This window comes from Isoptericola sp. Y541, assembly GCF_059445465.1.
In genome coordinates this window covers 114,677-133,422 of sequence record NZ_JCAIUJ010000004.1, presented here as the reverse complement: position 1 = coordinate 133,422, position 18,746 = coordinate 114,677, and the positions used below count along the sequence as shown (strand labels likewise).

Below are 18,746 nucleotides of genomic sequence, written 5' to 3'. Positions count from 1 at the left end.
GCTGATCGTCAGAGCCGCGAGTCCGCCTGCGACTCGTACACCGCGGCGTCGAGCACGCCGTCGGCGTGCAGGTACGGCGTCGCGTCCGGGACGGGCGTGGCGTCGATCGTGCTGGCGTCGCCGGGGACGTCGTCGATGCTCGGCATCACGGACGCGAGCTCGGAACGCCACTTGGTGAACCGGAACGGGAAGCACTTCTCGAGCAGGTCGACCATGGCGGACGCGGCGGTCGATGCGCCGGGGGAGGCGCCCAGCAGGCCTGCGATCGAGCCCTCGGCGCCCGTGACGATCTCGGTGCCGAACTGCAGCACGCCCTTGCCGCCGGCGTCGCGCTTGATGACCTGCACGCGCTGCCCGGCGGTGAGCTTCTCCCAGTCCTTGGGGCGTGCGGCCGGCATGAACGCCTGCAGGGCCTGGAACTTGGTCTCCGGGGACGCCGCGAGCTGGCCCACCAGGTACTGGGTGAGGTCGAGGTTCTTCAGCCCCGCGCCGAGCATCGACGTGAGGTTGTGCGCCCGCAGCGAGGTGATCAGGCCCAGGTACTTGCCCTGCTTGAGGTACTTGGGGCTGAAGCCGGCGTACGGGCCGAACATGAGGTAGGTCTTGCCGTCGACCACGCGGGTGTCGAGGTGCGGCACCGACATCGGCGGCGCGCCGACGTCGGCTTTGCCGTAGACCTTGGCCTGGTGCTGCGCCACGAGCTCCGGGTCGGAGGTGCGCAGGAATTCGCCCGAGATGGGGAAGCCGCCGAAGCCCTTGATCTCCGGGATACCCGCGGACTGCAGCAGCGGCAGCGCGCCGCCGCCCGCGCCGACGAACACGAACTTGGCGGTGACGGTGCTGGTGCGGTCGACGGCGTTCCAGGAGCGGTCCTTGACGCGCAGGCGCCAGCGGCCGTCCTTGGTGCGCTTGAGGGTCTTCACCTCGTGCTGCAGCGTGAGCTCCGCGCCGTTCGCGACGAGGGCGTCGACGAGCTGGCGGGTCAGGTTGCCGAAGTCGACGTCGGTGCCCGAGGTCGACCGGGTGGCGGCGATCGGCTCGTCGGCGTCGCGGTCCGCGGTGAGCAGCGGCGCCCAGCGGCCGACGGTGGCGCGGTCGGTGCTGTACTCCAGGTCGCGGAACAGCGGGTGCACGCGGAGGGCCTCGTGGCGCCGGCGCAGGTAGTCGACGTTCTTCTCGCCCCGCACGAACGTCATGTGCGGCGTGCGGCTGAGGAACGAGTCGTCCTTGAGGCGGCCGGTGGCGAGCAGGTGCTGCCACAGCTCACGAGAGATCTCGAACTGCTCGTTGATCGCCACCGCCTTGGTGATGTCGATCGAGCCGTCCTTGCGCTCCGGCGTGTAGTTCAGCTCGCAGAGGGCGGCGTGCCCGGTGCCGGCGTTGTTCCAGGGGTTGGAGGACTCCTGGGCCACCTCGTCGAGCCGCTCGTAGATCCGGATCGACCACGTCGGCTCGAGCTTCTGGAGCAGCGTGCCGAGAGTGGCACTCATGATCCCGCCGCCGATGAGGACGACGTCGACGTCGTCCCCTTGCGGGGTCACCTGGGCCGGGAGACGGGTCGTAGCACGCGAAGTCACCGGCCCACCATACGTCGTGCGTGAAAACTGTCACAAACAGTGAGAGCAACCTCACACAGGCCTGTGACCTGCAGTGATGTAGGTCACATCAGCCTCGGATGACGGGCCAGGTCAGGGCGTCGGGGCGGTCGACGACGGCCACGGCCCGAGCTCCGGCAGCGGCACCGCGGCGCCCTCGCGAGCGGCCGAGACCGGCCCGCCCGCCTCGCGTCCGGCGAGCCAGGCGGCGACGTCGCGCATGTCGCCGACGAGCTCGACGCGCGCGCCGGCGCCCTCCGGCAGCCGGATCGACAGGAAGTCGCGTAGGTGCGCGCAGAACGCGTCGTCCCACGTGTCGTATCCCAGGGCCGACGACCCCAGGCCTGCCGTCGCGTCCACGGCGTGGATGCGCGCCTCGCGCCACCAGGCGAGCAGCGCGTCGGCGAGGGTGCCGTCGCGGTACGCGACCGGCGCCGACCAGAGCCCGTCGCCCGGCTCCGGCCAGGCGGCGGCGGCGCGGGCGCGTGCCGCGGAGAGTGCGGCGACGTGCTCGGGCATCGAACGCCTCGCCCCCGCCTCGATGCCGGCGTCGCGCCCGGCCCTGCCGCCGTCGTAGGGAGCGACCTTCTCGCCGCGGGCGGCGAACTCCGCCTGGCGGGCGAGCGCGGAGGCGACGTTCGCGACGTGCGAGAGCACGTGCCCGCGGGTCCAGCCCTCCAGCGCAGACGGCTGCGCGCCGCCGTCATCGGGGAGCGTCTCCGCGACGGCGATCAGCGCGCCGAGCGCGGCGTCGGCGTCGGACAGCGCGTGTGCGAGGGCGGCGTCGATCCCGACGTCGGGGCGGTTCACGGCCACAGCAGCTCCTTGGTCCAGGCGGGGGCGATGTCGTTCTCGGGGTTCGGGGTGCTCGCGTAGCGCAGGCGGGACTGCCCCGCGTCGTCGCTCGCCTGCCAGAACTCGACCGAGGCGGGCGCGAGTACCCAGGAGGTCCAGGTGGGCGCCGTGAGCTCGGGGTCTGCCTGTGCCTCGGCAAGCCGGTCGGCGAACGTCGACCAGTACTCCTGGCGCGAGCCGAGCGGCTCACTCTGGTGGCCCACCAGACCGGCGGCGCGCGACCCGTCCGGACGTGCCCGGAAGTCCGCGCCGCCCGCCTCCGGACCTGCCGACGTGGCGCGGCCCGTGATGCGCACCTGGCGCCCGAGCTCCCGCCAGAAGGTGGTGAGCGACGCGTGCGGGTTCGCCGCAAGGTCGCGGCCCTTGGGGCTGGACCCGTGCCCGGCGAACCACCAGCCCTCGCCGGTGACGTCCTTGATCACGAGGGTGCGGGCGTGCACGCGGCCCTCGGCGTCCGCCGTGGACAGGGTGGCGGCGTGCGGGGCGCCGATCCCGGCGTCGAGGGCGTCGTCGAACCAGCGCGCGAACATCTCCTGCGGCGTGGCGGGCGCGGTGGCGAGGTCGTCGAGGTCGACGCCGAACGGCGGCAGGCCGGGCGGGAAGGTGGGCAGCGCGCGCAGGCGCTCACGGAAGGTCATGCGGTCTCCTGTCGTGCGGTGTCGTGCGGTGTCGTGTCGTGTCGTCCCGTGTCCGCCAGGATCGTGACGAACCCGCGGACGGCGGCGCGCATGGCCTCCGGGTCGCCGGTGGCGCGGGCGAGCACGTACCCGCCCTGCACGACGGCGACGGCGGCGTGCGCGCGGTCGCGGGCGTCGTCGTCGGGCAGCCCGGCCTCGCGGAGGGTGGCCGCGACGGTGTCGAGCAGCCGGACGAAGTAGGCGGTGACGACGTCGCGCAGCCCGTCGTCGTCCATGACCGCCTGGTCGCTGGTGAGGCGGCCGACCTTGCACCCGGCGAGGGCGTCGCGGGGCCGCTCGACGTAGGCGATGACGCGATGGAGCGCATCGCCGATGTCGGTGGTCCCGTCGCCCTCCAGGTCGCGTCGCGCCGCGGTGAGAGCCTCCTCGACGGTGGCGCCCACGGCGGCGACGGCGAGGTCGTGCTTGGTGGGGAAATGGTGGTAGAGGCTGCCCTGCCCCACCCCGCTGGACTGCAGCACCTGGCGCGGGCTGGTGGGGCCCACCCCCTGTGCGGCGAACATCTCCTGCGCGGCGGCGACGAGCCGCTCACGCGCGTCGGTCGATGTGCTCATGACATCCAACATACCTACCTCTAGGTATGTTGGCTAGGGCCAGCCTGAGACGGACCCGCGGCGCGGCCGGAACCGGTCAGAAGTAGTCGCGCACGTGCACCTGGCGCCCGCCCCACAGGGCGTCCCACACGGCGTCGTGCCCGGCGGGCCCGGTGAGCCCGCCCGCGAGCCGCAGGTTCGCCGTCGACTGCGCGCCCGCGTAGGACTGCGCCAGCCCGGCCGAGGTGAAGGTGGGCCGGTCGCCGGGGCTGGCGTCGGCGTCGGGCACGACGCGCGCGCGCCCGTCCGCGACGTCCAGGGTCCAGGCCCCCTCGAGGTCCGGGGTGCGGGGGTCGGCCACGGCGAAGGGCACGCGGGCGCTGACCGGCGCGAGCCGCGCCGCCGCGAGCGCGCCGGCCACGTCGAGCAGGCGCAGCATGTACGGGCGGCTGCTCGTGGTGGCGGCGTGGTCGGGCAGCACGAGCCGTGACACGTCGGCGCCGGACCAGGAGCCCGACGTCGCGAGCTGCACGCCGCCGGCGACGGACGCGAACGAGCCGAGCACCCGCCACAGGGCGCGGGCCGCGTCGGGGTCGAGGGCGACGAGGTCGTCCACCTCGATGGTGTTCGTCCGGTCGTACCCGGACCCGCGGGACCAGCTCGCGAAGCCGAGCACCTGCTCACCCGGCCCCGCGCCGGCGACGGCGAGGCTCACGCCCGTGTAGTCGGCGTCGGGCCCGACCATGTCGCCCGGCTCCATGGCGAACGGCGGCTCGGCGCGGGACAGGGACCCGTTCTGCGCACGGGCCCAGGTCTCGTACACGCGGGCGATCGCGGGCACGTCGGTCGCCGTCGCGCGCCGGGCCCGCACGCCGTCCGCCGGTGTGCGCACCGTGGCGAGCGCCGACATCGGGACGTGGACGTCGTCGAACGAACCGACCACCTCGTACCCGAGGCTGCGGTAGACCCCCGCCGACGTCGGGTAGAGCGTCGAGATCAGGTCGCCCTGCGCGCGGGCCTCCGCCAGGGCCGCGGCGACGAGCGGACGCAGGAGGCCCTCCCCGCGTCGCTCCGCCGCGATCGTGACGCCCGCCAGGCCGGCGGTCGGGACTCGCGCGGCGTGGAACCACGAGGTGAAGGACCGCACCCCCAGCTCGGCGACGAGCTCGCCGTCGTCCGTCACCACCCACGGCCGGCTGTTCGGCGCGGGCCAGGCGTCGGGATCAGGCGCCGGCGCCGGGCGGGTGGGGACGCCGAACGCCTCGGCGCCGAGGCGGCGGGCGGCGGGGACGTCGGCGAACGTGCTGCGGCGGATCTCGAGGGTCACGACGGCGACGCTAGCGCGGCCCGGCCAGGGCGTCACCGCGATTTGCACCGTAGCGTGGTCCGCGTGGCCGTGACCTCGCTGCAGCGGCGCGTGCTCGTCGTCGCGATCCTCGCCTCGTTCGTGTCGTTCCTCGACGGCACCGTGGTGAACGTCGCGCTGCCCGCCATCGGGGACGAGCTCGGCGGCACCGGCGAGGCGCGGCTCAGCCTGCAGCAGTGGGTGGTGGACGGCTACCTGGTCACGCTCGGCTCGCTCATCCTGCTCGCGGGCTCGCTGTCGGACCTGTACGGGCGGCGCCGGGTGCTGGTGGCCGGGCTGCTTGGCTTCGCCGCGGCGTCGGTGCTGTGCGCCCTCGCGCCGACGGGACCCGTGCTGGTGGGGGCCCGGTTGCTGCAGGGCGTGGCCGGCGCCCTGCTGGTGCCCAGCTCGCTGGCGCTCATCATCTCGACGTTCGACGGCGAGTCGCAGGGGCGGGCCATCGGACGATGGACGGCGTGGACGGGCACGGCGATGATCGTCGGCCCGTTCGTCGGCGGCGGGCTCGTGGACCTGCTGTCGTGGCGCTGGGTGTTCTGGATCAACCTGCCGGTCGTCGTCGTCACGATCGTGCTGCTGCGCACCGTGCCCGAGGTGCGGGACACGACCGGGCGCCGGCTCGACGTGCCGGGGGCGGTGCTCGCCGCGACCGGGCTGGCGGTGGCCGTCTTCGGGCTGATCGAGCGGACCTGGGCGGCCGTCGTCGTCGGCGCCGTGCTGCTCGTCGGGTTCGTGGTGTACGAGCGGCGCGCACGCGACCCGATGATGCCGCCCCGCCTGTTCGCCGCGCGCAACTTCGCGTGGGGCAACGTCGCGACGTTCGCCGTCTACGGTGCGCTCTCGCTGGGCGGGTTCGTGCTGGGGTTGTTCCTGCAGCAGGTCGCGGGGTACTCGGCCACGGCCGCCGGGGTGGCGCAGCTGCCCTCGACCGTCGCCATGCTCGCGCTGTCCACGAGGTTCGGCACCCTCGCCGCCCGCCACGGGGCGCGTTGGTTCATGACCGTCGGCCCGATCGTCGCCGGGGCCGGCTACCTGCTGCTCCTCACGATGGACGCGGACGCGACCTACCTCACGCAGGTGCTGCCGGGCATGCTGGTGTTCGGGCTCGGGCTGTCCATCACGGTGGCGCCGCTCACGTCCGCGATCCTCGGGGCGGCCCCGCCCACCGACGCGGGGATCGCGTCGGCGGTGAACAACGCCGTCTCGCGCGTGGCGGGCCTGCTGACGGTCGCGTTCGCGGGGGTGATCCTCGGCGGGGTCCTCGACGTCGCGTCGTTCCACCGAGCGTTGCTCGTCACGGCCGGCCTGCTCGTGCTCGGTGGCCTGGTGAGCATGGTCGGGATCCGGGACGTGCGACGGCCGGGCGTCACAGGGGCAGCTTGAACCCCTCGTGCGACTGCGCGTACCCGAGCGACCGGTAGAAGCGGTGCGCGTCGGGGCGCTGCTTGTCCGAGGTGAGCTGCGCCAGCACGCAGCCGCGCTCGCGGCCACGGGTGTGCGCGTGCTCCATCAGGGCGCGGCCCAGCCCCTGCCCGCGCAGGCGGGCGTCGACTCGCACCGCCTCGACCAGCAGGCGGGTGGCGCCGTTGCGGGAGATGCCGGGCACGAACGTCAGCTGCATCACGCCGACGACCTCGCCGTCGAGCTCTGCGACCACCAGCTCGTCGTTCGGGCTCGACTCGATCGCGTCGAACCCGGCCTCGTGCGCCGGCCCGTAGCTGCCGGTGCGCGCCGCAGCCACGGCGTCGTCGGCGATGAGCTCGACCACGCGCTGCAGGTCGGCGCGCGTGGCGGGGCGGAAGCGGATGCGGGCGGCGGGGGAGTCGGGCACGGTTCGGAAAACTACCAGCGCCGGCCCGGACCGGGTGGGTACGGGGTGGTGCTTGTCGGCACGAACGGCTGGTTCCCGGACATCATGGCGCAGCGCTGCTCAGAACGGGGGAGTCGCGCCGGTGACGTCGTGTCGGAGCGGCCCCTCCCCGGGTGAGTGGGCAGGTCCGACGCTGCCTGGTGGATCGATGCCGGGTGGCTCGTGCCCGTGGGGCATGGTGCGGTGGCGGGTGGTCTCCGGCGCAGGGGGTGTGGTGACGTGGCGGCGGCCGGTGGGGGAAGTCCATTCGAGTTCCCCGCCCCAGGGTGATTGGTCGGCGGGGGACTGTCTGACCTGCCATTTTGTCTGGTGTTTGACCGTGTGGTGGAAGCGGCAGAGGGCGGCGAGGTTGGCGGCGGCGGTGGTGCCGCCGTGGGCCCAGGCGGTGGTGTGGTCGAGGTCGGCGCTGCTGGCGGGGCGGGTGCAGCCGGGGAAGCGGCAGGTGGTGTCGCGGGCGGTGACGAGGGCTTTGAGGTCGGCGGGCACGGTGTAGGTGGTGCGGCCGACGGAGAGCACGGTGCCGGTCTCGGGGTGTGTCAGGACGCGTCGTAGCGAGGGTGCGAGGGCGGTGAGCTGACGCGCCGTGTCGGGGGCGATGGGGACGTGCCCGTTCATCGTGGCGGGGGCGTCGGTGATTCCGAGGAGCGTCAGGACCGGGACGGTGACCTGGATCTGTGGGCGGATCGAGCGGGCCAGGATCGCGAGGGCAGACCTCTGGTGCAGCACATCGCGGAGGGGGTCGGCGCAGGGTTCGTCGCCGTCGCTCGTGTCGCTGTCGTCGTGAGCGGTGGCAGGAGTCGTGAGGTCGAGGGTGCCGTCGTCGAGCAGGAGGGCGGCGAGGACGTCGGCGCGGGCCTGGTTCGGCGTGCGCGTGTCGGTCGGATGCCCACTCGTGCCGTGCACGCTCGTGGTGGTGCTCGTGAGGTGTGCGGCGGTGCGGGTGAGGCGGTCGTAGGCGGCGTGGGCGAGGGGTGCGGGCAGGTGGGCGGTGAGCCAGGCCATGCCGTCCTGGCCGTCGTCGAGCCATACGGCGCGATGGGTGGCGGCCTCGGCGTGCCGGGCCTCGGCCGGGACGGGGTGTGCCACCTCGCGGGCGCGGCGGGTGCGGGCGGCGAGCTGGCCCGGCGTGCACGTGACGCCGGTGGCGGCGGTGGGCAGGGCTGCCGCCTCGACGCGGGCGGCTTCGTCGCCGGTGAGGTCGGCCACGTGCTTGGTGATCTGGGTGGCGTGTGCCCAGGTCAGCTCTCCGCGTGTCAGGGCAGCCAGGGTGCGGGGGGCCTTGGTGGTCAACGTGACGGCGTGGTCGGCCAGGGTGGCGGCGGCGTGTTCCCCGAGGTGCAGGGTGGTTGCGAGCTCCGCGACCACGGCGCGTCGGGCGAGCTCCAGGCGCCGCGAGCTCGGTGCCGTCCTGGCGACGGGGTCGGCGTCGTCCACGAGGTCCGACTCGAGTACTTCCGCCAGCCGGTAGGCCTGTGCCACCAGCACGGCACGACGCGCGTGCAGCGTGGCGATCTGCTGCTCGACCTGGGCGATCTCGTCCAGCGCTCCGTCCAGGTCGGCGAGCGTCGGCGGGCGATGAACGGCAGGCGCTGCGACCTCCGCACCTCGAGCGTCCTCGTCTGCGTGCCGCGCCTCTTCGTCCAGGAGCTCGGCGATCGTGGGCTTCCACGTGCGCGGCATCACCGCCAGGCGGGCGGCCTCCTGCCGCACCCGCGCGACGTCGTGCGCCGGGGCGGCGGCCACGCCGGTCGCGCGGTCGGGGAGCGTCGTCGTCATGCCCCGAGCCTACCGAAGTTCGAACACCTGTTCTAGACCCTTGCCAGATCTGTGGACGACCGTTTGTCCTGTCTCAGGACTTTGGTGACGGTTGGTGTGTCAGGACTTCGGTGACGTTTCGGAGTGCTTGGGGCGTGGTCCGCGGGGTTGGCCGTTGCCGACGTAGCCGATGCCGGGCGCGGGTCGGCGACGACGATCTTGTCGCCGTCGCTGAACGACGCGCGCTGCGCGCCGACGCTGGGCGAGGCCGGTGGGGGTCAGCGGACCGCGTCCGCGCCCCCCGAGGCCACGTAGGCCGCCACGACGCTCCCCGGCTTGCGCGCGGCCTGGTCCCGCAGGCACCCTCCGACGAGCTCGCGGACGTCGAGACGCGGCCAGCGGGCCTCGTGGTCGGCCCGCAGGCCGGCGCGCCACTGGTCGGCGCCGCGCCCGCTGACGTCCGCGCCCGTCGACCGGGCCAGCAGGTGCCCCTCCGGCCGGTCGGCGGCCAGCAGCGTCGCGCGCACGGCGTGGTGGACGAGCGCCGGCGGGGAGAAGCGCTCCAGCACGTCGAGCGCCGCCCGCACGGGTGCGGTGGCGGGCAGGTCGCGGGTCATGGCTCCGGACACTGGCGCGGCGCGCGGCTGCCGCCCTTCTGCCGCGGGCAGAACCCGCGCCGCGGGGTGTCGAGGTGCGCCAGGGTGGGGGCATGAAGCTGCTGGTGCTGGGTGGGTCCGTGTTCCTGTCGAGGGCGGTCGCGGCGGACGCCGCGGCGCGCGGCCACGAGGTGGTGGCCGTCAGTCGCGGGCGTTCGGGAGGCGTGCCCGAGGGTGTGCGCCACGTGGTCGCCGACCGCGACGACGCGTTCCCGGCGGCGCTCGCCGCCGACGGGTTCGACGCGGTGGTGGACGTGTCGCGCACCCCGTCGCACGTGCGCAAGGCGGTGGCGGCACTGCCCGCCGCGCACTGGGTGTTCGTCTCCACGGTCAACGTGTACGCCGACGATGCCGACCCGGCCGGCCCGGGGGCGGGGCGCCTGCGCGAGCCCGAGGCGGCCGACGTGGACCCGGCCTCCGGCTCGGAGGCGTACGGGGCGATGAAGGTCGCGTGCGAGAACCTCGTGCTCGAGGGCGCCGCGAGCGCGGCGGTGGTGCGGCCCGGCCTGATCGTGGGGCCCGGCGACACGAGCGGGCGGTTCGCCTACTGGCCCGCGCGGATGCGCCGGGTGCTCGACGACGACAGCTCGGACGACGGCGCGGCGGAGGTGCTCGCGCCCGGCGACCCGGCCGACCCGACACAGGTGATCGACGTGCGTGACCTCGCCGCCTGGATCGTCGACCTGGCCGAGCGCCGCACGGAGGGCGTGTTCGACGGCGTCGGCCCGGTGACGACGGTCGGGGAGCTGTTGTCCGAGGTGGCCCGCGGGTGCGGCGTCGAGCCCCGGTGGCGCTGGACGGACAGCGAGGCGCTCGACGCGGCCGACGTGCGCCCGTGGTCGGGGGAGCGGTCGCTGCCGCTGTGGCTGCCCCGCCCGGAGTACGACGGCATGCCGGCGCACGACGCCTCGCCGGCGCTCGCGGCGGGCCTCTCGCCGCGACCCGTCGCGGACACGGCGCGCGACACTCTCGCCTGGCTGGCGGCGACGCCCGACGCCGTCGTGACGGGCCTGACGGCGGCCGAGGAGGCCGAGGTGCTGCGCGTCCTCGGCGAGGAGCCCAAGATCCCGACCGCCTGAGTGGTTTTGGTCACGACCACGCACTTCGCGAGTCGTCCGGGGTTACGGTCGAAGAGTCAGCGCCCCGACCCTCACCAGGGCCGCAGGGCGGTCGTTCGTCCCGTCAGGGCGTCGTCTCGCGTGATCCGCGTCCCCGCCCCTCGGGCGTGGTTGCGAAGGAGGGTCGGGCATGACGTTCGACGGCAAGGTGGCGCTCGTGACGGGCGGCGGTTCGGGCATCGGCGAGGCGATCAGCAAGGAGCTTTCGGCCCACGGCGCCAAGGTCGTGGTGACGGATATCCGGCTCGACGCCGCGCAGCGTGTGGCGGACGAGATCAAGGCGTCCGGCGGCGAGGCGGCGGCGTTCGAGCAGAACACCGCGGTCAAGGAGGACTCGGCCAAGGCCGTGGAGTTCGCGCGCCAGACGTTCGGCGGCCTGAACTACGCCGTCAACAACGCCGGGATCGGTGGCAAGCCGGCGCCCGCCGGCGAGACCGACCTGGACGACTGGGACCGCGTCATCGGCATCAACCTCAACGGTGTGCTGTACGGGATGCGCGCCCAGATCCCGGCGATGCTGGAACAGGGCGGCGGCGAGAGCGCCATCGTCAACATGGCCTCGATCCACGGCACCGTCGCGGCGATCGGCAGCGGCGCGTACACCGCGGCGAAGCACGGCGTCGTCGGCATCACCAAGAACGCCGCCGCCGAGTACGGTGCGCAGGGGTTGCGGATCAACGCCGTCGGCCCCGGCTACATCAAGACGCCGCTGGTCGAGTCCAGCCTCTCGCCCGAGGCGCGCCAGGCCCTCGAGGCCAAGCACGTGCTCGGCCGGCTCGGCACCGCGGAGGAGGTCGCGACGGTCGTGCGGTTCCTGCTGTCCGACGACGCGTCCTTCGTCACCGGCGCGTACTGGCTCGTGGACGGCGGATACACCGCCGTCTGACCCGCGCCCGCCGGATGCCGAACAGGCGGTTGACACCGGTTTCGGGCTGATATTTCGGCTCGAAACGGTGTCAACCGCCTGTTCGGCGCTCCGGGGAGTCAGTCTCCGGCGGTGAGCTCGGCGGCGATCTCGTCGACGATGTCGAAGCCCTCCTGGACGCCGCCCTCCATGCCGGACTCCACGATCGCGTCCCGCACCTCCGAGCTCGGCGCCCGGGTGACGAGCGTGAGCGTGGTGCGACCGTCGCGCTCGGCGAAGGTGTACGTGTTGAGCGTGGCCGCCGACTCGCCGTCGGGCATGCCCTCGAACACCTCGGTGTGCACGAGCCGCTCCGTCGGCACCACCTCCTGGAACTCGCCGTGGAAGGCGACCTCGAAGCCCTCGTTCGCCTGCATCGCGTAGCGGTACGTGCCGCCCGGGCGCAGGTCGATCTCGACGCTGGTGACGGTGCCGTGCTGGCCAGCCCACCAGCGGGCGATGAGGTCGGCCTCGGTGAACACCCGCCACACGGCGGCCGTTGGGGCGGCGAACTCGCGCGTGATCTGGATGTCGGTGTCGTTCGGCAGCGTCAGGACCGCGCTGCCCCTCCGGGATGACGATGTCGTGCTGGTCATGGCTCTTCTCCTCGCTCGTGTCCGGTTGCTGGTCCCGCTAGGTGTTCCGTGATTCGTCCACCTCGTCGAGCAGCTCGTCGATGAGCTCGAACCGCTCCTCCCACAGCCGCTCGTACCGGCCGGCCCAGGCGTGGATCTCCTGCAGGGGCCGTGCGTCCGTGCGGTAGAGGCGCCGACGACCGTCGTCGCGCACCTCGACCAGCCCGACCTTCCGCAGCACCCTGAGGTGCTTGGAGACCAGCGGCTGGGCGATACCGAGCAGGTCGACGAGCTCGCCGACGCTGAGCTCGCGGGAGGCGAGGGCGTCGAGGATCTCGCGGCGCCGGGGCTCGGCCACCGCGTTGAACGCGTCTGTCGTCGTTGCTGCTCGTGCCACTCCCTCAACATATACCGATATGGGAATGTGTCAAGGGTTGCGTCACCCGGTGGGGTTGCAACGAGCCGCCATCGTGGCGATCAGGCCGACGTCGGGGCGCCACGGTTCGAGGTTCCAGGTGTCCTTGTCCGGCGCCCCGATCGCATGGCATTCGAGCTGGTCGCGCATCGTCGGGACGTCCGCCTCGGGCTCGGCGGACGTGATCTCGGACCATGCGAGGTCGACCCCGGCCTGGCCGGCCGTGCGCGCCCAGCCGGTCGGGGTGACGGCCAGCGAACGGCCGCCCTCGCGGTCGCCCCAGTCGGTGCCGTCCACCGCCCGCGTGCCGAGGACGGTCGTGACCGTGTCCGTCTCGTCGCTGCCGGTCTCGTCGCTGTCGGTCTCGTCGCTGTCGGCGCCGTCGCCCGCGGTCCCGGAAGCGCGCAGCTCCAGGTGCGTGTCGTCGACGGCGACGAGCCGCGCGCCGCGGGGGGCGGTGAGCCCGCCGACGGCCGTGTCGCCGTCGCGCACCGTGACGCTGCCGTCCGGGTTCGTCGCGAACGTGCCGCGCGAGGTCAGGGCGATCTCGGGCGCCTCCGCGGCTGCCGGGTCGGCTCCCGGCGCCATGCTCACCGTCACGGTGCCGGCATCGGGGGAGACCTGCACCCGGGGGTCGCCGGGCGTCGCGCCCGGCACCGTCACCCGCAGCTCGACGTCGCCCGCCGTCACGGCCGTGCTTGCGGCGTCATCGGCGGGCGGCGACGGGGTGGCGCTCGACGCGGACGTCGGCGTCGTCGGGCCGGCGGACGGCGTGGCCGGGCCGGACGTGGTGCAGGCGGCCAGCGCTAGCAGCAGGGCAACAGCCCCGGCGGCGGCGCGCCTCGCGGAGGGGCGCGGCGGCGGGCGGCGTGGGTGCACGTGCCCAGTGTCCGCCAGGTGTGTCCGCCGGGTGCGGTCGCGCCGGTGCGGGTCTGGCCGAGCTACTCCACCAGCACGACCTCGTGCGGCGAGGTGTTGAGCCGCACGGCCGCATCGGGGGAGTCGTCCAGGCCCGGCACCCCGGCCGGGAACGCGACGACGATGTCCTCGATGCGGACGCCGAAGTCCCCGGGCAGGTAGATCCCCGGCTCGACGGAGAAGCACATCCCCGCCTCGATCGGCGTCCGCTCGCCCTCCACCATGTAGGGCGGCTCGTGCGTCGTCAGCCCGATGCCGTGCCCGGTGCGGTGCACGAAGTACTCGCCGTACCCGGCGTCGTCGATGACGGCGCGGGAGGCGCGGTCCACGTCCTGGCAGGTCGCGCCCGGGCGGACGGCGTCGACGCCCGCCTGCTGGGCGGTGCGGACGACGTCGTGCACCTCCTGCTCGCGGTCGGTGGGGGGTCCCACGTGCACCGTGCGGGTGGTGTCGGAGCCGTAGCCGTCGGCGAGCCCGCCGAAGTCCATCACCACCATGTCGCCCTCGCGGATCACGCGGTCGCCGGCGTCGTGGTGCGGATCGGCGCCGTTCTCGCCCGCGCACACGAGCGTGAAGTCGACCTGCTCGTGCCCGCGCTCGCGGAGCAGGGCGTCCAGGTCCGCGGCGACCTCGCGCTCGGCGCGGCCCGCGAACCGGCGGGTGACGATCTCGGCGAAGACGGCGTCCGCGCCGGCGCCGGCCGCCGCGAGGCGCGCCACCTCCGCGGGCGACTTCGCCGCGCGCAGCATCGGCAGCACCGTCGTGACCGCCGCGTATGACGACGCGGGCAGCGTGCGCTGCAGTCCCAGCACGTGCATCGCCCACGCGGCGTCGCTGATCGCGTACCGCCCGTCCGGGCGCAGCAGCCGGCCCGTGACGGCGTGCTCGTCCTCGCCGTCCGACCACGCGACCGCCTCGATGCCGCCCACCGCGCCGACCTCGAGGTCGTGCGCCTCCAGGCGAGGGACGACGGCCACGGCGTCGCCGTCGGCGGGAAGCACGAGCATCGTGAGCCGCTCGAGCTCGGCGGCGGGCGTGTAGCCGAGGAAGTAGCGCAGGTCCGGGCCGGGGGTGAGGAGGATCCCCGCGAGCCCGGCCTCGGCGGCCTGGGCGGCGGCGCGGCGGCGACGGTCGGCGTACACGGAGGCGTCGAAAGGCGTCATGCGCCCAGGGTGCCACCGCGGGGTCTCGCGAGCAGAGCGACCGGCGGCCTCAGACCCGCACGACGATCTTGCCGCGCACGTGCCCGCCCTCGCTGGCGCGGTGCGCCTCGGCGGCGTCCGCGAGGTCGAACACCTGCGCCACCTCCACGGAGACCCTGCCGGCGTCGATCAGCGCGCCGAGCGACTCGAGGTCGGCCGCGGACGGGCGCACCCAGACGTAGTGCCCGCCGTGGTCGTCCCGGGCCGCGTCGTCGACGACGGACGTGATGGTGCCGCCGTCGGCGAGTACGGTGGCGCTGGTCGGGACGGCGTCCCCGCCCACGTAGTCCAGCGCGACGTCCACGCCGCCCGGGGCGAGCGCGCGGACGCGGTCGGCGAGGCCGTTGCCGTACGTCACCGGCTCGGCGCCCAGGCCGCGCAGGAAGTCGTGGTTGCCCTCGCTGGCCGTGCCGAGCACCCGGGCCCCCAGCGCGCGGGCGATCTGCACCGCGAACGCGCCGACCCCGCCGGCCGCGGCGTGCACCAGCACCGTCTGCCCCTCGCGGACGCCGGACCGCTGGATCGTCTGGTACGCCGTCAGGCCGGCGAGCGGCACCGCGGCCGCCTCCTCGAACGTCAGCGAGGCGGGCTTGCGTGCGAGGGTGCGCACGGGTGCCGCGACGAGCTCGGCGAAGGTGCCGCCCTGCACCACGTCTTTGCGCACGTAGCCGTAGACCTCGTCGCCCACGGCGAACTCGGTGGCGTCCAGGCCCACCCGCTCGACGACCCCCGCGACGTCCCACCCGGGCACGACGGGGAAGAAGGTGTCGAGGATCGCGTCCAGGTAGCCGTCGCGGACCTTCCAGTCCACCGGGTTGACGCTCGCTGCCCGGACGCGGACCAGCACCGAGTCCGGGGCGACCTTGGGGGTGGGCTGGTCGGTCAGCTCGAGGACGTCGGCGCTGCCGTACTGGCTGTAGGTGATGGCTCGCATGACGGACGCAACCCCGGCCGGGCCGCGGAACTTCCCGGGACCGGTCGGACGAGCACGTCTCAGGGCTCGACCCGGACCTCCTCGGGGCGCTTGTCGTCGCGCCAGCCCCGCCACACGGAGTGCCGCAGCCGCGGCGGTGACTCCGGGTCGCCGGGCTCGCCCGTCCAGTCGCCGTAGCTGACCTCGGCGACCCGCTCCGGGGCGGCCCACCGCGCGTGCACGGCCTCCGGCCGGGGCACGCCGTCCAAGGGTGGGTCCGCGACGGGCCGCAGGCGCCGGACCACCTCCCGTCGCTCCGACTCCTTGAACCCGGTGCCGACCTTGCCCACGTACTGCAGCGCGCCCTCGGCGTCCGGCACCGCCAGCAGGAGCGACCCGGCCACGCGCGCGTCCTCCTGGCCGGTGCCGGTGTGCAGCGGCCGCCAGCCCACCACGACGACCTCCTGCGTGCGGGCGTGCTTGACCTTCAGCCAGTCGCGCGACCGGCGGCCCGGCTGGTACGTGGACCCGCGCCGCTTGGCCACCACGCCCTCCAACCGCATGAGGCGGGACGTCTCGAGCGCCTCGTCGAGGTCGCCGTCCAGGGCGTCGGGCACGTGCACCGGGGGGCGTGGCGTCACGACCCGCTCGAGCGTGGCCCGACGCTCGGTGTACGGGGCCTGCTCGACGGACCGGCCGGCCACCCGCAGCGCGTCGAAGAGCACCAGGTCGACCGCCACCCGGCGGCGCGCCTTCTCGACGTCCCGCGGCTTGACGAGGTTCGCGCGCTGCTGCAGCCGGCGGAACTCCGGGCGCCCGTCGGCGTCGAGGGCGACCACCTCGCCGTCGAGCACCACGGGCAGGTCGTCGGCCTCGACCATGTCCGCCAGCGCCTGCAGCTCCGGGAACGTGGGCGTGAGGTCCTGCCCCGAGCGCGACGTGAGCCGCACCCGGCGGTCGCCGTCCCGATCCCCGCCGGCCGGGAACACCTCGACGACGGCGCGGAAGCCGTCCCACTTCACCTCGAACGCCCAGTCGTCCGGGTCCAGCCGGTCCAGCTCCGCGGGCGGCGCCGTCGTGGCGAGCATCGGGCGCGGCGCCTCGACGCTCGTACTGGGCGCGCGACGCCCGGTCCGCTCCGGCGCCTTCGTCCGCCCGCTCGGCTCGGCCCGCTTCGCAGGGGGCTCGTCGTCGCCCGGCTGGTCCTTGGTGCGGTGGATCAGCCAGGAGTTCTCGTTGCCGTCGCGGCCACCGGTGCGGATGAGCGCGAGCCGCCGCGAGCCCCGCCGCTCGCTGTGCAGCGTGACGATCACCTCGGCGTCGCGCCACTTCTCGAGCTCGTACGTGCCCGCGTCCCAGATGGTCACCTCGCCGCCGCCGTACTCGCCGGCCGGGATGGTGCCCTCGAACGAGCCGTACTCCAGCGGGTGGTCCTCCGTCTGCACGGCGAGGTGGTTCTGCTTGGGGTCGGTGGGCTCGCCCTTCGGCAGTGCCCAGCTCACGAGCACGCCCTCGTGCTCCAGCCGGAAGTCCCAGTGCAGCCGGCGCGCGTGGTGCTCCTGGATCACGAACGTCGGCGCCTTGTCGGTTGAGCTCGTCGAAATCACAGCCTCGGTTTCGACAGGCTCAACCAGCGGGTTGGTTTCGACAGGCTCAACCAGCGGGTTGGTTTCGACAGGCTCAACCAGCGGGTTGGTTTCGACAGGCTCAACCAGCGGATCGGTGTCGACAGGCTCAACCCCCGGCTCCGGGGTCTTGCCCGGGTCGCGCTTGGACCGGTACGTGCCCAGGCGGTCGGCAGGCGCGCGCTCGAACGTCGCCAGGCGCTCGGGCGTCGGCTCGAGCTGTGACAGGTGGCCGGCGACGAGCGGCTCCAGGAGGTCGCCGTCGCGCTCCAGCCGTTCGATCACCTCGGCGTAGGTCAGCTGCCGCAGGCCCGGGTCGTCGAGCTCGCCCCACGTGCGGGGCGCGGCCACCGTGGGCTCGTCGCGCCCGCGCAGCGAGTACGGCGCGATCGTCGTCTTGGCGCCGTTGTTCTGCGACCAGTCGACCAGTACCTTGCCCGCGCGCAGCGCCTTCTTCATGTCGCTGACGACGAGGTCCGGGTGCTCGGACTCGAGGTGCCGGGCGAGCTCCTTCGCGACGGCGGACACGGCGTCGGGCGTGAGCTCCGCCGACTGCCCGACCGCGCTCGGCGTGAGCGCCGCGTACAGGTGGATCCCCTTGGAGCCGCTGGTCACGGGCAGGGGGTCCAGGCCCATCCCGACGAGGATCTCGCGGGCCAGCCGCGCCACCTCGGCGCACTCCGGCAGCCCCGCGCCGGGGCCGGGGTCCAGGTCGAGCACCAGCCGGTCCGGGGGGAGCGGCGTGCCCGTGCGCCCGAACTGCCACTGCGGCACGTGGATCTCCAGCGTGGCGGTCTGGCCCAGCCACGTGAGCGTGGCGAGGTCGTTGACGAGCACGTAGTCGTTGGTCGACGTGCGGTGCCGGATGGCGCGCCGCGGCACCCACGACGGCGTCGACGCGTCCAGGTTCTTCTGGAAGAACATCTGCCCCGCCACGCCGTCGGGCCAGCGCTTGCGCGTCGCGGGCCGGTGCGCCGCGTGCCGCAGCAGCGCGGGCGCCACCTGCGCAAGGTACTGCAGCACCTCGCCCTTCGTGGTGCCCGTGGCCGGGTAGTACACCTTCTCCAGGTTGGTCAGCTGCAGGCGTCGGCCCTCGACCGTGACGGCCTGGGGCGGGCTCGACGACGTGCGTGCCATGGCCACATCGTCGCGCGAGGTCGCCCGGCGCGCGCCTCAGGCGGTGATCGCGGCCACCCGGTCGAGCCAGGAGCGGTAGTGGCTGCCGAACGGCTCGACGCCGTCACGCAGGGCGGTCGTCAGCCACGCGGCCGCCGCCTCGGCGTGCTCGATGACGTCGGCCGGGTAGCCGTAGCGCACCCGGTGGTCCGCGAACTCGTCCTCGTCGTCGACGAAGACGGACATGTCCTCCCGGATCCTGCACACGTCGAGGTCCAGGTCCACCATGGTCACCTCGTCAGGCCCGTCGCCGGGGCGCGACCAGGTCGCCGGGGTGGCGACGTCGCAGTAGGCGTCCAGGTGCGCCGGCGCCGCCTGGAACTCGGCGGTCCACCACGCGTCGCGGGGGACGAGCATGACCCGCGCCTCCTCGGCCGTGAAGACGCCGCGTCTGTCGCCCCTGTCGTAGGCCGTCCCGACCCGGGCGCCGAGCCAGACCCCGAACTCGTCCTCGCCGAGCCGCGTCATGGAGTAGTGCCAGTGCAGGCTGCCGTCGAACTTGCGCACCACGACCCGGACCTCGTCGTCAGTCATCGCCGGAGGCTATCGATGTCGCCTGCGATGACGGTCGGACG

Annotated in this window: 18 protein-coding genes; 3 read left to right on the top strand and 15 right to left on the bottom strand. The window is 74.0% G+C overall.

Annotated features, from left to right (window positions below):
• Positions 1-8 precede the first annotated feature (8 nt).
• The 5 genes from mqo to AC1C2V_RS10810 form a co-directional block, all read right to left on the bottom strand.
• The gene (gene mqo, locus AC1C2V_RS10830) at positions 9-1,577 is read right to left on the bottom strand and encodes a malate dehydrogenase (quinone) (RefSeq protein ID WP_495389620.1); all 1,569 of its coding nucleotides are present in this window, start codon (positions 1,575-1,577) and stop codon (positions 9-11) included.
• A gap of 111 nt (positions 1,578-1,688) precedes the next feature.
• Positions 1,689-2,411, bottom strand: coding sequence for a maleylpyruvate isomerase family mycothiol-dependent enzyme (locus AC1C2V_RS10825; protein ID WP_495389619.1), 723 nt, complete (start codon positions 2,409-2,411; stop codon positions 1,689-1,691).
• A complete protein-coding gene (locus AC1C2V_RS10820) occupies positions 2,402-3,088 on the bottom strand; it encodes a pyridoxine/pyridoxamine 5'-phosphate oxidase (RefSeq protein ID WP_495389618.1) in 687 nt (228 codons plus the stop codon). The genes AC1C2V_RS10825 and AC1C2V_RS10820 overlap by 10 nt, the downstream gene beginning before the upstream one ends.
• Entirely contained in the window at positions 3,085-3,702 is a 618-nt protein-coding gene (locus AC1C2V_RS10815; protein ID WP_495389617.1) for a TetR/AcrR family transcriptional regulator, read from the bottom strand. Before AC1C2V_RS10815 ends, AC1C2V_RS10820 begins: the two co-directional genes overlap by 4 nt.
• 76 nt (positions 3,703-3,778) lie before the next feature.
• Positions 3,779-5,008 carry a GNAT family N-acetyltransferase gene (locus AC1C2V_RS10810; protein ID WP_495389616.1) on the bottom strand — a complete coding sequence of 410 codons (1,230 nt, stop codon included), beginning with the start codon at positions 5,006-5,008 and terminating at the stop codon, positions 3,779-3,781.
• Positions 5,009-5,071: 63 nt separating this feature from the next.
• On the opposite strand from AC1C2V_RS10810, the gene AC1C2V_RS10805 reads away from it, so the two are divergent.
• On the top strand, positions 5,072-6,427 hold the full coding sequence (locus AC1C2V_RS10805) for an MFS transporter (protein WP_495389615.1): 1,356 nt from the start codon (positions 5,072-5,074) through the stop codon (positions 6,425-6,427).
• Here AC1C2V_RS10805 and AC1C2V_RS10800 read toward each other — a convergent pair.
• The 3 genes from AC1C2V_RS10800 to AC1C2V_RS10790 all read right to left on the bottom strand — a co-directional run bounded on the left by AC1C2V_RS10800 (position 6,411) and on the right by AC1C2V_RS10790 (position 9,286).
• Positions 6,411-6,875, bottom strand: a complete 465-nt coding sequence (locus AC1C2V_RS10800; protein ID WP_495389614.1) for a GNAT family N-acetyltransferase — start codon at positions 6,873-6,875, stop codon at positions 6,411-6,413. The genes AC1C2V_RS10805 and AC1C2V_RS10800 overlap by 17 nt on opposite strands.
• A 99-nt stretch (positions 6,876-6,974) precedes the next feature.
• The gene (locus AC1C2V_RS10795) at positions 6,975-8,690 is read right to left on the bottom strand and encodes an HNH endonuclease signature motif containing protein (protein WP_495389613.1); all 1,716 of its coding nucleotides are present in this window, start codon (positions 8,688-8,690) and stop codon (positions 6,975-6,977) included.
• A 257-nt stretch (positions 8,691-8,947) separates the two neighbouring features.
• Positions 8,948-9,286, bottom strand: coding sequence for a hypothetical protein (locus AC1C2V_RS10790; protein ID WP_495389612.1), 339 nt, complete (start codon positions 9,284-9,286; stop codon positions 8,948-8,950).
• 92 nt (positions 9,287-9,378) lie between these two features.
• On the opposite strand from AC1C2V_RS10790, the gene AC1C2V_RS10785 reads away from it, so the two are divergent.
• Positions 9,379-10,404: an NAD-dependent epimerase/dehydratase family protein gene (locus tag AC1C2V_RS10785; RefSeq protein WP_495389611.1), complete on the top strand. Its 1,026-nt coding sequence runs from the start codon at positions 9,379-9,381 to the stop codon at positions 10,402-10,404.
• Between the two features lie 169 nt (positions 10,405-10,573).
• Positions 10,574-11,329 (top strand): SDR family NAD(P)-dependent oxidoreductase, encoded by a 756-nt coding sequence (locus tag AC1C2V_RS10780; protein ID WP_495389610.1) that lies wholly within the window; start codon positions 10,574-10,576, stop codon positions 11,327-11,329.
• A 98-nt stretch (positions 11,330-11,427) separates the two neighbouring features.
• On the opposite strand, the gene AC1C2V_RS10775 is transcribed toward AC1C2V_RS10780, so the two are convergent.
• The 7 genes from AC1C2V_RS10775 to AC1C2V_RS10745 all read right to left on the bottom strand — a co-directional run bounded on the left by AC1C2V_RS10775 (position 11,428) and on the right by AC1C2V_RS10745 (position 18,705).
• A complete protein-coding gene (locus AC1C2V_RS10775) occupies positions 11,428-11,943 on the bottom strand; it encodes an SRPBCC family protein (RefSeq protein WP_495389609.1) in 516 nt (171 codons plus the stop codon).
• Positions 11,944-11,980: 37 nt separating this feature from the next.
• The gene (locus AC1C2V_RS10770; protein ID WP_495389608.1) at positions 11,981-12,319 is read right to left on the bottom strand and encodes an ArsR/SmtB family transcription factor; all 339 of its coding nucleotides are present in this window, start codon (positions 12,317-12,319) and stop codon (positions 11,981-11,983) included.
• A 42-nt stretch (positions 12,320-12,361) separates the two neighbouring features.
• Positions 12,362-13,216: a DUF2599 domain-containing protein gene (locus AC1C2V_RS10765; protein ID WP_495389607.1), complete on the bottom strand. Its 855-nt coding sequence runs from the start codon at positions 13,214-13,216 to the stop codon at positions 12,362-12,364.
• A gap of 62 nt (positions 13,217-13,278) precedes the next feature.
• Complete coding sequence (locus AC1C2V_RS10760; RefSeq protein ID WP_495389606.1) at positions 13,279-14,418, bottom strand: M24 family metallopeptidase; 1,140 nt, start codon at positions 14,416-14,418, stop codon at positions 13,279-13,281.
• A gap of 49 nt (positions 14,419-14,467) precedes the next feature.
• Positions 14,468-15,391: an NADP-dependent oxidoreductase gene (locus AC1C2V_RS10755; protein WP_495389605.1), complete on the bottom strand. Its 924-nt coding sequence runs from the start codon at positions 15,389-15,391 to the stop codon at positions 14,468-14,470.
• Positions 15,392-15,450: 59 nt separating this feature from the next.
• Complete coding sequence (locus AC1C2V_RS10750) at positions 15,451-18,132, bottom strand: ATP-dependent DNA ligase (RefSeq protein WP_495389604.1); 2,682 nt, start codon at positions 18,130-18,132, stop codon at positions 15,451-15,453.
• A gap of 36 nt (positions 18,133-18,168) precedes the next feature.
• A complete protein-coding gene (locus tag AC1C2V_RS10745; RefSeq protein WP_495389603.1) occupies positions 18,169-18,705 on the bottom strand; it encodes a DUF402 domain-containing protein in 537 nt (178 codons plus the stop codon).
• Positions 18,706-18,746: the final 41 nt, after the last annotated feature.

Coding starts and splice junctions, on each gene's coding strand:
- AC1C2V_RS10750 (WP_495389604.1), bottom strand. CDS start 18,132: ATGGCACGCACGTCGTCGAGCCCGCCCCAGGCCGTCACGGTCGAGGGC.
- AC1C2V_RS10785 (WP_495389611.1), top strand. CDS start 9,379: ATGAAGCTGCTGGTGCTGGGTGGGTCCGTGTTCCTGTCGAGGGCGGTC.
- AC1C2V_RS10820 (WP_495389618.1), bottom strand. CDS start 3,088: ATGACCTTCCGTGAGCGCCTGCGCGCGCTGCCCACCTTCCCGCCCGGC.
- AC1C2V_RS10815 (WP_495389617.1), bottom strand. CDS start 3,702: ATGAGCACATCGACCGACGCGCGTGAGCGGCTCGTCGCCGCCGCGCAG.
- AC1C2V_RS10790 (WP_495389612.1), bottom strand. CDS start 9,286: ATGACCCGCGACCTGCCCGCCACCGCACCCGTGCGGGCGGCGCTCGAC.
- AC1C2V_RS10755 (WP_495389605.1), bottom strand. CDS start 15,391: ATGCGAGCCATCACCTACAGCCAGTACGGCAGCGCCGACGTCCTCGAG.
- AC1C2V_RS10775 (WP_495389609.1), bottom strand. CDS start 11,943: ATGACCAGCACGACATCGTCATCCCGGAGGGGCAGCGCGGTCCTGACG.
- AC1C2V_RS10745 (WP_495389603.1), bottom strand. CDS start 18,705: ATGACTGACGACGAGGTCCGGGTCGTGGTGCGCAAGTTCGACGGCAGC.
- AC1C2V_RS10795 (WP_495389613.1), bottom strand. CDS start 8,690: ATGACGACGACGCTCCCCGACCGCGCGACCGGCGTGGCCGCCGCCCCG.
- AC1C2V_RS10780 (WP_495389610.1), top strand. CDS start 10,574: ATGACGTTCGACGGCAAGGTGGCGCTCGTGACGGGCGGCGGTTCGGGC.
- AC1C2V_RS10760 (WP_495389606.1), bottom strand. CDS start 14,418: ATGACGCCTTTCGACGCCTCCGTGTACGCCGACCGTCGCCGCCGCGCC.